Here is a 13590-nt window from a genome sequence, read left to right on the forward strand (position 1 = left end):
CAACAAAAAAGGGGAATCTCAACAATCATTTTAATGATTGTTGAGACACCCCGATTGTTTTATTTATTGTGGTAGGTATTCTTGGCCGTTAATTATTAGTTTAGAAGCAGAGATTAGGATTTCTTTAGATGCTTCAAAATATGGATCTAAAATAGTGTAAAATGCTTCCCATTTCTCTTCAATTTTTGACTGTTCTTCTTTTTTATCTAGCTTTAAGATTTCTTCATAAAGCTGTTTTAATTGCTTGCTATCCGATTCACTCACTTTGAATTCATAGTCAGCCATGAATTCTTCAAATGTTTGAGGCTTAATGAACTGATCAATAATGTCATAGAATTCCCCGTAAAGTTTATCTACTAAGTCAGTATTGTCATCTTTAGCTGCTTTTCGGATATCCTCATAAATAGTTTTTAGTTTTGCTAAAGTTTCAGCAGGAATATCTACTAAGTCGAACTGGTCCATAATTTCTTCAAATGTTGGAGCTGGATAAAGTTGTTCAAAATATGGATTGAGTATTTGGTGGAATTTTTCCATTTTTTCATTAGCCTTATCTTCTTGACCATCTTTTTCAAGCTTTACCCACTCTTCATAAATAGCTTTGAGTTCTTTTTTATCATTTTCTGCAATAATTATATTTTTTTCACCGAATCCAAATTCCTTCATATATTCTTCAAACGTTTGAGGCTGCCAATTAGCTACTATATATGGTTTTGTAATTTTATACATCTCTTCATATACTTTTCCGATTTCCTCAAATTTCTTGTCATACTCTTCTTCTGTCATGTCATCTGAAATTTCTTTTTGCAACTTCTTCACTTCATTAAACATTTTTTCTAATTTTGTTAGCTCTTGATTTGTAACTTCTTTAGGCAATGACTTTTTATAAATCTCGAAAGTGTAGAAGTCTGTATAACTCTCGACTACACCGCCTTCAACTGTGATTTCCTGTCCTTCTACTAATTTCATTTGTCCTAGTTGTTCTTCAGAAAATTTATAGAAACTGATATAGTAGTTTTTACCGTCTCTACCTTTTAAGTCAACCCCGGATTCGCCAATGCTTTTAATCGTTCCTGTAATTTGTTGTTCGATTTGAACAGTAACACCATTTACTGGTTCTACTGAAGTAGCTCCTGCTTGAAGGGGCGTTAGAACAGCCATTCCTATTGTTAGTGCTGAAGCAATCATCCAAGATTTTTTAATTGGTTTTTTCATGATCATATCTCCCTTTTTTTACTTTGGAACTCGACGTTTCCAATATTTAGACGAATTACCAAATGAAAAGGTTCGTCGTTTTTTGAAAAAGTTTCAAACATTTCATAAAATAATGAGTCTGTTAATAATTTTCTCCAACAGCCTATGGATGCATCGAAGAGAGAAGGGAGAAGGGAGAAGGGAGAAGGGAGAAGGGAGAAGGGAGAAGGGGTTTAAATCTATCATATTTATGGAAGGAAAGTTTAAAGGAAGTTCTTTAATTGTGGAATCAACAAAAAGGGGGATCCCAACAAGGACACCCCGATTCTTTTATTTATTGAGGTAGGTAAACTTGGCCGTTAATTGTAAGTTTAGAAGCTGAGATTAGAACATCTTTATTTGCTGTAATATATGGCTCTAAAATAGTATTGAATGCTTCCCATTTCTCTTTAATTTTTGCTTGTTCTTCTTTTTTATCTAGCTTTGAGATTTCCTCATAAAGCTGTTTTAATTGCTTTCTATCCGCTTTATTAATTTTGAATTGATAGCGAGACATGTATTTTTCAAACGTTGGAAGTACTCTAAACTGATCAATGATGTTATAGAATTCCCCCATAAGTTTTCTCATTAATTTGGAATTGTCATCTCCTACTGCTTTCCGGTAATCTTCATAAATAGTTTTTAGTTTCGCTAAATCTTCAGCAGAGATATCTAAATTAATGCCTTCAATGTATTCTTCAAATGTTGGAAGTGGATGACGAAGTTGGAGATAATATGGTTTGAGTATTTTGTCGATTTTTTCCATTTTCAAATTAGCCTCATCTATTTGAACATCTTTTTCAAGCTTTACCCACTCTTCATAAAGGGCTTTGAGCTCTTTTTTATCATTTTCTGCAATAATTATATTTTTTTTACTAAGTCCGTAATCTTCTAGATACTCTTCAAATGGTTGAGGCTGCCAACTAGCTATCGTATATGGCCTTTCGATTTTATACATAGCTTCATAAATTTTTGTGATTTCTTCATATTTCTTGTCAAACTCTTCTTGTGTCATTCCACCCATTTCAGCCTCCAATTCTTTTTCCAACTTCACCAGTTCATTAAACATTTTCTCTAATTTTGTTAGCTCTTCATTTGGTACATCTTTAGGCAATCTCTCCTTTTTATACACTTCGAAAGTGATAAAGTCTGAATGACTCTCAACTACACCGCCTTCAGCTGTAATTTCCTGTCCTTCTACTAAGTTCATTTTTTCTCGTTGTTCTTTAGAAAATTTATAGAAACTGATATAGTAGTTTTTACCGTCTCTCCCTTTTAAGTAAACCCCGGATCGGTCAATGTCAATGTTAAAGCCTGTAATCGTTCCTGTAATTTGTTGTTCGATTTGAACAGTAACACCATTTGTTGGTTTTACTGAAGTAGCTCCTGCTTGAAGGGGTGTAAGAACAGCCATTCCTATTGTTAGTGCTGAAGCAATCATCAAAGATTTTTTAATTGGTTTTTTCATAATTATATCTCCCTTTTTTAATTTGGAAATTGAAATTTCCAATATTTAGACGAATTTCCAAATAAAAAGTTTCGTCATATTTTAAAAGAAGTTTAAAAGTTTAAAATGTTCCATATAAGTGCTTAAATGGTTGTATAACAATTACATTGAATGGCGGAATTAAGATATCTATTATTTTATATTCCAATTTGATAGGTGGTGCGAACTTGGGAATTGCTGAAGTTTTAACAATTGTCTTTGTAGTATTAAAACTTTCGGGTGTTATTGCATGGTCTTGGTGGTTAGTTCTCTTGCCAGCGATCATATCTTTTAGCATGTACGCATTGATTTTGGTGATGAAGTTAGTAATGGTGTTAATAGCCGTAGTGGCAGTGAAAAAACGTAGTCGAGGAATTAAATAAAGGAGATGGATATTAATGATTAAAGCTGTGATTTTTGATTTAGATGGAACATTTTTAGGTCGGGATAGTTCTGTTCGCTCATTTATAGATTAGCAATACAGGCGATTAAAGCCACATCTATCACATATTTTAAAAGAGAATTATGTACATCGCTTTATTGAGCTTGATAATGGATATGTATGGAAAGATAAAGTCTATCAGCAATTAATTGAAGAGTTTTCTATTGAGTTGTCTCCAGAAGCAATGTTAGAGGATTACTTACTGGAATTTAAAAAACATTGTGTTCCATTTGAATAGTATGTTGCACAATTTGAAAAATCAGGGCTTAAAACTTGGTATGATAACGAATGGATATGGACAATTTCAACTAGATAATATACGAGCGTTAGGAATAGAAAATGATTTTGACGTGATTCTTATCTCTGAATGGGAGGGCATCAAAAAGCCGAATGCAGAAATTTTTAATCGAGCATTATCTAAACTTTGGGTATCCGCTATTGAAAGTCTGTACGTAGGGAATCATCCTATTAATGATGTAGAAGCCGCTTAAAAAGTAGGAATCAGGGCTATTTGGAAAAGAAATGATGCATGGCAAAATGTTGAAGCAGATTACATCATTGATCATTTACTAGAAATATTCAAGATATTGTAAAGGTCTTGCAAAGAACTTGAAAAGACTAATAATCCACATGGCAAGAATAAAACCAATTGTTCCGAAAACACGAATAGGCGGAAATCCTATACTATATCAAGCCCTATGCTTTTTTAGGAAACATAAAATCGGATTAGATAAAGTTAGCGTTGGCATATATACTAGAGCTACTGCCATGAAAGAATGGATGTTATACTTTAACGAAATTATAAAAATTCGTTGTTTGGCTATTTTAAAGCCTAAGAATTTGTTAGTGAGGTATTTAAATTAATGATGAAAATAGTACCCCCTAAGCCTTTTTTCTATAAAGGTGGAGAGAAGGCCGTTTTACTTTTACATTCTTTTACTAGCAATACTATTGATATGAAGAAGTTAGGGAAGTATTTACTAAAGAACAATTATTCTTGCTACGCACCATTATATAGTGGGCATGGTTTAACAGCAGAAGAACTTCTCACATTTAGACCATCAGATTGGTGGCAAGATGTCCTAAACGGTTACCAGTTGTTGAAGGATGAAGGTTTTGAAAAAATAGCTGTGATTGGTCTTTCTCTTGGTGGTGTGTTTGCATTAAAAGTTGGTCAAGAGTTGGAGATTAATGGTGTTGTGACAATGTCAGTGCCAACAAACAGGGAAGCTGCTTTTCTACAGAAGCGTGTCTTTCATTATGCAAAAGGATACAAACAACTTGAAGGGAAAAATGAAGAGCAAATAAATTTAGAAATGAAACTTCTTCAAAATATGTCGATCGATTCATTAGTTGAGTTCCAACAGCTAATTAGTACAACGATGAATAAATTAGCACTTGTAACCTCACCAATTCGTATATTATATGGTGAATTAGATGAGCTATTGTATAAAGAGAGTGCAGAGGTGATTTTTCAAAACGTTGCAACGAATCATAAAACAATAAAGGGGTATCCGAACTCTAAACATTTAATGACAATAGGCACGGACATTAACGACGTGAACAAAGATATTCTTACATTCTTAAATGATTTAACTTGGTAGTTTTAATGAAACTTTAACTAACAGTTAAGAAGGAGTAACGCTGTTCCTTATTAATATTTTTGTATGTATGTGCCTATTAAGCTTTGTAAAAAAGATTGATCGCAGTTTGATTGAAATCACCTCGTTAGTTATTCTAAGAGGTGATTTTTATGTTGGATATGTATGTTAAAATTGATTTGAAGATTGTTAAGAAATGTACTTAAACTAACGTTGCAATTTAAGATAGAAGGGACACATGTGCATTAAAATGCATCTTGATTCAATAAGGGAAAGTGATGAAAATGAAAAAAATTAGTTTGATTTTGTCCTTAATGTTTTTATCAATGGGTTTATTTGGCTGCCAACAAAACAATGACAAAAAGGTTGATAATGCAACGCTTAATACCGAAAACTTGGGAATGAATGCGGAAGTCACTGAGGGAGACTTTGTTTACCGACTTGTAACAGAAAAAGCTGAGTATGGTGAGAATGAACCTTTAAAAATATATGCAGAACTAGAATATATAGGTGATAAGAAAGAGGTTAAAATATCTCATGCTGCTTCGCCATTTTATTTTCCGATGGTGGAGACGATACGAAATTATGATATTAGTTACCGTATGGAGGAACCGGCATTAAGTACTGTTATTCTTAAAGGAGAACCACTTCGTACGGAATATAGGGGGAGTGGCGGTTACGGTTCGCAGGACAAAAAAGAATATATCGAGTTTATGAAGCGAATTATGAATCAGGAATTTCCAGAGGGATATTATGTTGTAAATGGTATTGCTGACTTTCATGTTATCGCTAACGAGGAAACGAAACAGAAGAAAGAATATAAACTAAAAGCACAAGTTGAATTTAGAGTCAACAACAATAGTAATTAAAAAGTAGACTTCGTTCACTAACGGGTGCGTGAATGAATGATGATTGAGTTGCATAGGCAGCTCTTTTTTCTTTATTGATCTATCTGGGCAGTTCAGTTCAATAAGAATTAATATCCAATTTTAGATTAGATAATGGTAAACTTTCGTTAGAACTACATATTATTGCTAACAAAACTTACTGTTAGGAATGTGAATAGTTAGGAGTGGTGGCATTGGTAAAAGATAAAAAACTCATTTACATAGCTTTAGTTCCTTTTTTTATCTCCATGGCATTGAATTTCCCATTCCCGAGTAAAAATTTTTATGGCGAGGAAGTTGCTTCGGTATTAAATATACCTATTGTAACAGTAAATGGATTCAATTATGTTGGAATTACATCGTTTTTGTTACTAATGGCAAGCCTTTATTTACTTGTGAAATCATTAAAAAAGTATCGTATTCGATCGGTATTGATTGCTATTATGGTAGCGATTTTTACACCTCCTATTGTAGCCAGTACTTTTCAAAAAAATATTGCAACTGGCATTTACGCAATAGCTTATGAGAGTGAAGAAAGTATTTGTAATTTTGAAATGAAAAATGAGTCAACATTGCATGGAGTATGTGAACTTCCTTTTGAAAATTACAGTAGAGCTACAACCCAATTTACCATTGAATTTTATGAGCGCTATCCATTCGAAGATGATGTTCGAATGGTATCACTTATGAATAATGATGCCCCATATGAGGTTCAACTAAAAGGGAAAGAACGTAAACGAGTGATAGTGGAGACTGATATTGATGTGTCGCAAATGGAAAAGCACATTGACAGTGGTGAATCAACGTATGTCTCAATTATTATTAAGTCAGGTGAAATAACAAGAAAGTTATAAAATTATCAACAATATGAAAAACAGCTGAATGCATATGTTCAGCTGTTTTTTGAGTATGTAAGATAGTAATGAGTTTTTAATAGAATCTTTACTAAAGCCTCTTACCTCATTTATTTGTTTGATATGTTTTGACTGCAGGAGGAACATAGGCTGCACATTTATCTAGTAGTGCCGCAACGTCTTCATCTACAAGTAGGGCATTTCTAGATTGGGCTTGTAAAAATTGTTCATTTTGCATATGGTCAAATAACCCAATGAGTAAATCATAATAATGATTGATATTTAAAATACCACAAGGCTTTTGCAGAAGACCGATTTGATTCCAAGTGAATACCTCGAATAATTCTTCTAGCGTACCAGGTCCTCCAGGTAAAGCAATAAAGCCGTCAGCTAGTTCCATCATTTTGCTTTTACGTTCATGCATAGAATTGACGACAATTAGCTGTGTTAGGTTTTTATGAGAAATTTCACGCTCCTCTAACAACGTCGGAATAACCCCAATGACCTTGCCACCTTCACGAAGAACCGTGTCAGCTACTGTTCCCATCACACCAACACTCGCTCCGCCATAAATTAACGTAATATTACGTTTTGCTAGTTCTTTTCCTAGAAGAATAGCCCCTTCTTTATAAGCCTCAGAAGCACCGATGCTCGATCCGCAAAATACTGCAATACTATTCATAATGGTTCCTCCATATCTGATTTTTTTTCGCAATAACGGTTAGTGAAGAGGGGATTAAAAACTTCACCGATTCACTTTTATAGTATAATTTAATTTTAAGAGGAATGAAATGGAGGAAATGGAAATGGAATTAAATCAGTTTCAAAAATTCGTGAAAGATTACTATGATGCTCGTGGTTGGTCTGATTTAAGTATTTTTACGCGTATCGGCTTTCTAGCTGAAGAAACTGGGGAAGTAGCAAGAGCTATACGAGCGTTGGAAATTGGTAGGGATCGACCAGATGAAAAGATTCAATCCTATGAAGAAAATAAGCAAGAATTAGTAGAGGAGCTTGGAGATGTTTTAGGGAATATTATCGTGATTGCTAATAAATATGATATTTCACTTGAAGAAATTTTTTCAGCTCATCAGGATAAGCTAATGGAGCGTTATAAAGCATAGAGATACATATGGAAAGGGGAAAGATATGGATTATCAAGTAGAGATTTTATTAGAAAATCACGATGACTTTACTACGTTTTTAAATACAAAGATTAGAGAGTACAACGATGAACATTCACCGTATCATAAAGAAAGTAGAAAAAAAGGTTCTGTTCGTCCGTTAAACATAATCGTAACCGATTTTCAACAGCAATGGATTGGCGGTATCACTGCTGAGGTTTATTGGGGGTGGGTAGAAATCAATAAGTTTTGCTTTAGTCAAGAATTCCGTGGAAAAGGTATTGGAGGACAGCTACTAGCGAAAGCTGAAGAAACAGCCAAGCAAATGGGGGCTACGAAGGCATTATTAACTACCTATGATTTTCAAGCACGTACGTTTTATGAAGCGAGGGGTTATCAAGTAGTAGGAGAAATAAAAGATTATCCTCCTGGCAGTAGCTATTTTACCATGGTAAAAACACTGATTTAACTTCTTTAATATGGGAGTGTCAAATAAAAAAGAGCCCCCTTGAATACATAAAGATTGCAAGGTTTGTTATAAGCTAACGAAGCAAAGAAATTATAGAAAATAGGGAGCGGGTTTATATTAGTATAAAAGGTAAAATAATCAGTTGGGTATTAGGAGGATTCATTGTAATAACTATTGGTTTTATTTCATTAATGACTTGGTTTTATCCATACTCCCCTTTCAGTGTTAAAAAAAGTTATGTCTACCATCCAGATAAGGTTTTAGATGACGGTAAGAGCTATGAAGCAATCCTGAGTGAGTTTAAAGAATCCTATCAAAAAGATTTAAATGCAGATATAGATAACGAAAATCCAAATCTTACGATAAATCGAACACAATATGTACTGCCTATTTTTGAACAAGATTGGTTAATGAGTAAAGATTCTATCCCATTTGAAGCAATGAAATTAGACAAGATGCTTTTAGATGTAAAACAAGTTCGAGAGGTTTTGCTAGAACTTGTTGTTAAAGAGGATTATACAAGTGAAGAAAGAGATTATTTGGTTAAAAATATAAAAACTCTATTATCATTAGAAGATAGTATTACTCAATTAAAAAATGACAAGTACTTGTCCAGACGGGAACTGAAAATTCAATTTCATAATCTATACGTAGAATTTATACATAACTTTGATTTATTTGTGACTTTTTATGAAAGGTCACACCATTGAGGAGTATTTCTTAACTAACGGTAGGTAAGTTGAATAAGAATATGTGATAATATGAGGAAAATACATAAGTAATTGGGGGGATTTTGGTGAGCGTATCAATAGAAAACAAACAAATTGCTCAATTAGCACTAAAAGCATTTGGGGGTAAATCTAAAGTTTTTAAATATTGGGACAAAAATAACGAAAGTTCAATAGATATTCTTTCATCTAAAGACATTAAATTTGCTGATGATGTAATGTCATTTTCTACAATTGGTCTTTCTGATTTTTCGATTGGTTATGAAAACAATGAACTACCGTTAAGAGTTGAATTGGTAGGTGCAAGTGATTTTGAATGCTTTCCTAACGTACTTGGTACATGTGCGTTTAATATAATTAATTCTAAATTTGAATGTCATCCTGGTGCAATATATAAAGATGTAGTTAATATGTATTTGCCAAAAAGTTCTATGAAACATATTTTATTTACTAGTCCATTTTTATGGGAAGATAAACTGCAAACAGTAAATTTCGAAAAAAAACAAGTTACATGGTTAATGATTATCCCCATCTCAGAAGAAGAAAAAAGTTATGCAGATAAATTTGGAGTTGGGGCTTTAGAAGATATATTCGAAGAGAAACAAATCAACGTATTTGACTTAGAGCGAAATTCAATAATTTAAATTCTAATAGAACTAACGTGGAGCTTTATTTGAATAAGATAGACAAACCAGAAGCAATAATTTGAGAAAACACCCATTATTGAAGAATTTAAGGGCATTTGTAATCTCTTCTTTCAGATGATTGATCTAAAAAATATATGGTTGAATGATGACTAAAAAAACGCGCTAATGTCAACCTTATAATAAAGGGGAGATTTAGTGTGTATTCGATATCAAACTTTAAATTACTTGTAGATAAGCAGGCAGAAATTGATACTCTTCATCAAAATTGTGATAATTTAATACAGACAACTGTAACACCTAAAATGGATGCGGAAGTCAATACATTGTTAGATGCCATTAATAAAAAATTAACTGAACAAGGCTTTACCATTACAGTGACATCTACTGGACTAATCGCAAATTATAATGAAGCAGTTATTAATGTTGACAAGCATTCGAAAGATTTAGAAGAGTGCTTTTTCATTAATTTGAATAGTTATGCGGAGGATCAAGTTTCCCTTGTTTTAGACGTTTCCGATACAATGATGCCAAAGATCTCTAATAACCTTGATGGCTATTCTGAGATTATCGAGCAAATGACCGATACATTAAAGTACGCAAAAAGTCTTGAAAAAGCTTGTACTTCACCAAAGTTTATTTATAAAACGCAAAGCAATATTATCTTTCATTCGGCTGAAGAAGTAGTCAATTATTATTTTCAGTAAATAAAAGGCCACCCTAATAGATATATAGGGTGGCCAGTAAAGGAAGCGCTATTGATTTATATATTCCCGCTACAATAGTTTAATCAATAAATTTTCTTCCGAATATGAACAGGATCATCGTTAAGATGAAGAAATATAGTGGCATAATTATCAAAGAACCAGTATGCAGGAAACTCATGCCTGACGTTATGCAGCTTACGAGTAAGTAATAGCCTAAGCTGAAAATCGCGCCAGCTGTCCCGATAACGTCCTGAAAGTTGACAAGCGCAAGGCTTAGGCAATTAGGTAGAGCAATTCCTGATCCTAATAATGTAATAAAAATGGTCACTAACATGCCTATTAGTAAGACGATAGTAGGCAATGGTAATGTACTAACGATTAGTAGTAATAAAGCGCCGACAGTCATGACCAAACAACCGAGATGAATAACTTTTTCTGGCTGATATTTGTTGACTAGTCGTTTAGAAATCATGGCACCGATAATAGAGGCAAGAGCCACAATTATACCCAGAAATCCATAAAGTCCAGGGGATAAATTGAAGTGGTCAATAAAGATAAAAGGAGCTTCAGCATAGTAACTGAATAACACACCATTTATCCCACCAATTAGTAACCCAAAGACAAGAACCCGTGGAGATGAAATCATTCGTTTTACAACTGGAAAAATAGCCGTTCTTTTTCTAGTTGATTGTTCTGTTGTTTCAGGAAGTCTGAAATAAGCATAGATAAACAACAAAATACTCATCGCAACGAGCACAAAGAAAACAGCTCTAAAACCAAGTGCTTGATCGACCCAACCACCAATCAGCGGCCCTACAGCAGGAGTAAACGCAATGACTGCAGAAATTTGCGCAAACATCGCATGTCTTTTACTGCCGGATACACTTTCTCGCAAAATGGTTTGCGTTATAATGGAGCCTGTCGCTGCCCCAAAAGCTTGAATAAATCTACTTACTAATAGAAAAGTGATCGTTTCTGCGTAAAAACACATGAAACTTCCAATTCCATAAAAAATTAAACCGCCTAGCATGGCCGGTCTTCGTCCAATAAAATCAGAAAGCCATCCCCAACAAAAGACACCGATAGCAAACCCTATAAAATAAATACTTAAAGTTAACTGTACAGAGCGATTTGAAGCATTTAATGCATCTGAAATATCAGGTAGAGATGGTGTATAGATTGTCTCGCTAATCTGTGGAAAAGCTACAAGAACAATCATTAATAACAAAGATGGTGCTACATGTTTTTTCAACTTATTGCCCTCCTACAAGCAAAATCTACTTCTTTAGAAAAGAGTAGACGTAGCTAGGGAAACGGCGGGACCATTATAAGTATTCGTTCATAAGATGTCATTTTCAATCACCTATATATGCTAAAAGTAGGAGTGCATAGTCTAGCTTCTATTATATAGATATTTGTTATTTTTAAAAGGCATATATAGAAATAATTTCAATATTTAGGTTCTATACCATACCTTGTGGTTGATTTCCGTTCCGGCTGGGCGCTTTGTCGTTGCTGTCGCTACGCTTTCGCACAGATAAAACATTTGCTGTCGCTACGCTTTCGCACAGATAAAACATTTGCTGCCGCTTCGCTTTCGCACAGATAAAACATTTGCTGCCGCTTCGCTTTCGCACAGATAAAACATTTGCTGCCGCTTCGCTTGCACACAGGATAAAGCTTCCTGGGCCTTTTTCAAATTACAACGTTTAAAAATGTCATTACTAACTTTCAACGAAGAATCTGAATTTTTAAAAAATAAACTTGTGCATAAAAGGGTATACATATAAAATAGAAACAAACGTTCTTTATTGGGAGAGGGAAAATGACTACATTTAATCAATTACATTTAGTAGTATTCGGAGAAAATGATATTACAGGATTAATTGCACTATCTAACTCCGTCGGGTGGGATTACGATGAATTTGAAATTAGAACAGTGATGAAGTCTGGTAAAATATTTGGGCATAAAAATGCTGAGGGGGAAATTGTTTCAAGTGCGACCATTATCAGATATGATTCAAATGTAGCTTCTATAGGCATGGTTATTGTGCATGAAAATTACAGAGGGCTTGGCCTTGGGAAAGTAGCTACTCAAAAATGTATTGAAAGTGTTTCAGAACATACGGCAATTATGCTCGTCGCAACGGAAGAGGGTGTACCGTTATATAAGAAAATGGGCTTTGCCACTGTTGATTATGTACATAAATATCTGAGTAACAACTATTTCAGTGACAAAAACCTAGCCTGTAACGAGTATACAATTGAAGATTTTCATGAGCAAAATTTTGCCGATATTGTCAGCTTAGATGCAGTAGCCTTTGGAGTTAAAAGAAGTAATTTTCTACAAAATAGAATAAAACAATCGAAGCAATGTATCGTTATGAAAGATTCTAATGGGGAAATTATAGGCTTTGGATTATCCATTTTAGGACCACTCAATCTAATTTTAGGCCCTATTATTGCGCCTGATTCTCTAACAGCTAGTCTCATCATTAATACATTAGCGAAGGATCATAATGGAAAATTAAGAATTGATGTACCACCCGGTCATGCTGAATTTCTAAAATGGTTAGAGCAAAGAGGTTTTACAGAGGTAAATAAACCTCCAGTGATGATTCTGAATGCTGAAAAAATGCCGACTAGAAATGATACACTATTTGCTATAGCTGCACAAATTTTTGGATAAAACATATAAACAAAGTGAGCACACGTTTTATGGGGTGTGCTTTTTTGTATTAAAGGATTTTAACGGAAGTGTGGAGAATAAATGTAATTAAAGGGGGAGATGTTTTTGTTTCCAATTTTAGAAACCGAAAGACTTATTTTAAGAGAGCTGACGCAGGATGATGCGCAAAGCCTCTTCAATTGCTTTTCTAATGAAGAAGTTACCCGCTATTACGGACAAGAACCATTTATAGAGTTACAACAAGCAGAAGATTTAGTGGACTTATTTTCAAAGAACTTTGCTGCAAAAAGAGGAATACGATGGGGCATTGAAAGGAAAGGAGAAAAGGGTATAATCGGGACAATTGGTTTTCATGCCTGGTCGCCTATACATAGACGAGCAGAAATCGGTTATGAAATTCATCCTGATTATTGGCGAAAAGGATATACCCAAGAAGCGGTTATCGAAATTGTGTCGTATGGCTTTCAAAATATAGGGCTGACTCGTATAGGTGCTGTTGTATTTATTGAAAATGAAGCCTCGAATAAACTGCTAACTAAAATAGGCTTTCAAAAGGAAGGAATTCTTAGAGATTATATGTATCAAAACGGGCTGGCACACGATACATTTGTCTATTCCATTTTAAACAATATTTAAGGGATCACTTCTTCCACCTCAAAATTCGGCAAAAGCGAAAAAGTGGGTGGGGGGATAAACGTCCCGTAAAAGCCTGATTCGTTCAATTGATAA

The 13590-nt window shown here is 34.1% G+C and carries 15 protein-coding genes and 1 pseudogene; 12 read left to right on the forward strand and 4 right to left on the reverse strand.

Going from position 1 to position 13590, the window contains the following annotated elements:
- Positions 1–63: 63 nt before the first annotated feature.
- The gene (locus ACFTQ7_RS19965; RefSeq protein WP_386830538.1) at positions 64–1212 is read right to left on the reverse strand and encodes a hypothetical protein; all 1149 of its coding nucleotides are present in this window, start codon (positions 1210–1212) and stop codon (positions 64–66) included.
- Positions 1213–1525: 313 nt separating this feature from the next.
- Positions 1526–2698, reverse strand: coding sequence for a hypothetical protein (locus ACFTQ7_RS19970; protein ID WP_386830539.1), 1173 nt, complete (start codon positions 2696–2698; stop codon positions 1526–1528).
- Positions 2699–2904: 206 nt separating this feature from the next.
- On the opposite strand from ACFTQ7_RS19970, the gene ACFTQ7_RS19975 reads away from it, so the two are divergent.
- The 5 genes and pseudogenes from ACFTQ7_RS19975 to ACFTQ7_RS19995 all read left to right on the forward strand — a co-directional run bounded on the left by ACFTQ7_RS19975 (position 2905) and on the right by ACFTQ7_RS19995 (position 6500).
- Complete coding sequence (locus tag ACFTQ7_RS19975) at positions 2905–3099, forward strand: transmembrane Fragile-X-F protein (RefSeq protein WP_386830540.1); 195 nt, start codon at positions 2905–2907, stop codon at positions 3097–3099.
- Between the two features lie 15 nt (positions 3100–3114).
- Positions 3115–3751: pseudogene (locus tag ACFTQ7_RS19980) on the forward strand (HAD family hydrolase).
- A 270-nt stretch (positions 3752–4021) separates the two neighbouring features.
- Positions 4022–4762: an alpha/beta hydrolase gene (locus ACFTQ7_RS19985; protein WP_386830541.1), complete on the forward strand. Its 741-nt coding sequence runs from the start codon at positions 4022–4024 to the stop codon at positions 4760–4762.
- A gap of 281 nt (positions 4763–5043) precedes the next feature.
- Positions 5044–5628 (forward strand): hypothetical protein, encoded by a 585-nt coding sequence (locus ACFTQ7_RS19990; RefSeq protein WP_386830542.1) that lies wholly within the window; start codon positions 5044–5046, stop codon positions 5626–5628.
- Positions 5629–5840: 212 nt separating this feature from the next.
- Positions 5841–6500, forward strand: a complete 660-nt coding sequence (locus tag ACFTQ7_RS19995) for a hypothetical protein (RefSeq protein WP_386830543.1) — start codon at positions 5841–5843, stop codon at positions 6498–6500.
- Positions 6501–6606: 106 nt separating this feature from the next.
- Here the strand turns inward: ACFTQ7_RS19995 and ACFTQ7_RS20000 are convergent, their stop codons facing one another.
- On the reverse strand, positions 6607–7182 hold the full coding sequence (locus ACFTQ7_RS20000) for an LOG family protein (protein ID WP_386830544.1): 576 nt from the start codon (positions 7180–7182) through the stop codon (positions 6607–6609).
- Positions 7183–7306: 124 nt separating this feature from the next.
- Here ACFTQ7_RS20000 and ACFTQ7_RS20005 point away from each other — a divergent pair, with 124 nt between their 5' ends.
- The 5 genes from ACFTQ7_RS20005 to ACFTQ7_RS20025 all read left to right on the forward strand — a co-directional run bounded on the left by ACFTQ7_RS20005 (position 7307) and on the right by ACFTQ7_RS20025 (position 10172).
- Complete coding sequence (locus tag ACFTQ7_RS20005) at positions 7307–7624, forward strand: MazG nucleotide pyrophosphohydrolase domain-containing protein (protein WP_386830581.1); 318 nt, start codon at positions 7307–7309, stop codon at positions 7622–7624.
- A gap of 25 nt (positions 7625–7649) precedes the next feature.
- On the forward strand, positions 7650–8093 hold the full coding sequence (locus ACFTQ7_RS20010; protein ID WP_386830545.1) for a GNAT family N-acetyltransferase: 444 nt from the start codon (positions 7650–7652) through the stop codon (positions 8091–8093).
- Positions 8094–8284: 191 nt separating this feature from the next.
- On the forward strand, positions 8285–8803 hold the full coding sequence (locus ACFTQ7_RS20015) for a hypothetical protein (protein ID WP_386830546.1): 519 nt from the start codon (positions 8285–8287) through the stop codon (positions 8801–8803).
- Between the two features lie 86 nt (positions 8804–8889).
- Positions 8890–9465, forward strand: coding sequence for a suppressor of fused domain protein (locus ACFTQ7_RS20020; protein ID WP_386830547.1), 576 nt, complete (start codon positions 8890–8892; stop codon positions 9463–9465).
- Positions 9466–9665: 200 nt separating this feature from the next.
- Positions 9666–10172, forward strand: a complete 507-nt coding sequence (locus tag ACFTQ7_RS20025) for a hypothetical protein (RefSeq protein ID WP_349658477.1) — start codon at positions 9666–9668, stop codon at positions 10170–10172.
- A gap of 79 nt (positions 10173–10251) precedes the next feature.
- Here the strand turns inward: ACFTQ7_RS20025 and ACFTQ7_RS20030 are convergent, their stop codons facing one another.
- Positions 10252–11424, reverse strand: a complete 1173-nt coding sequence (locus ACFTQ7_RS20030; protein WP_386830548.1) for a multidrug effflux MFS transporter — start codon at positions 11422–11424, stop codon at positions 10252–10254.
- Between the two features lie 573 nt (positions 11425–11997).
- Between ACFTQ7_RS20030 and ACFTQ7_RS20035 the strand changes: the two genes are divergently transcribed.
- The gene (locus tag ACFTQ7_RS20035; RefSeq protein WP_386830549.1) at positions 11998–12861 is read left to right on the forward strand and encodes a GNAT family N-acetyltransferase; all 864 of its coding nucleotides are present in this window, start codon (positions 11998–12000) and stop codon (positions 12859–12861) included.
- A 105-nt stretch (positions 12862–12966) separates the two neighbouring features.
- Positions 12967–13497 (forward strand): GNAT family N-acetyltransferase, encoded by a 531-nt coding sequence (locus ACFTQ7_RS20040; protein ID WP_386830550.1) that lies wholly within the window; start codon positions 12967–12969, stop codon positions 13495–13497.
- Positions 13498–13590: the final 93 nt, after the last annotated feature.

The sequence above is a fragment of the Lysinibacillus sp. NPDC056959 genome, from assembly GCF_042674095.1.
Lineage (GTDB): Bacteria > Bacillota > Bacilli > Bacillales_A > Planococcaceae > Lysinibacillus > Lysinibacillus zambalensis.

Bases quoted from the DNA above. Each gene is read 5' to 3' on its own strand.
- ACFTQ7_RS19985 (WP_386830541.1), top strand. From the start codon at position 4,022: ATGATGAAAATAGTACCCCCTAAGCCTTTTTTCTATAAAGGTGGAGAG.
- ACFTQ7_RS19970 (WP_386830539.1), bottom strand. From the start codon at position 2,698: ATGAAAAAACCAATTAAAAAATCTTTGATGATTGCTTCAGCACTAACA.
- ACFTQ7_RS20010 (WP_386830545.1), top strand. From the start codon at position 7,650: ATGGATTATCAAGTAGAGATTTTATTAGAAAATCACGATGACTTTACT.
- ACFTQ7_RS19965 (WP_386830538.1), bottom strand. From the start codon at position 1,212: ATGAAAAAACCAATTAAAAAATCTTGGATGATTGCTTCAGCACTAACA.
- ACFTQ7_RS20000 (WP_386830544.1), bottom strand. From the start codon at position 7,182: ATGAATAGTATTGCAGTATTTTGCGGATCGAGCATCGGTGCTTCTGAG.
- ACFTQ7_RS20035 (WP_386830549.1), top strand. From the start codon at position 11,998: ATGACTACATTTAATCAATTACATTTAGTAGTATTCGGAGAAAATGAT.
- ACFTQ7_RS20005 (WP_386830581.1), top strand. From the start codon at position 7,307: ATGGAATTAAATCAGTTTCAAAAATTCGTGAAAGATTACTATGATGCT.
- ACFTQ7_RS19990 (WP_386830542.1), top strand. From the start codon at position 5,044: ATGAAAAAAATTAGTTTGATTTTGTCCTTAATGTTTTTATCAATGGGT.
- ACFTQ7_RS20015 (WP_386830546.1), top strand. From the start codon at position 8,285: ATGACTTGGTTTTATCCATACTCCCCTTTCAGTGTTAAAAAAAGTTAT.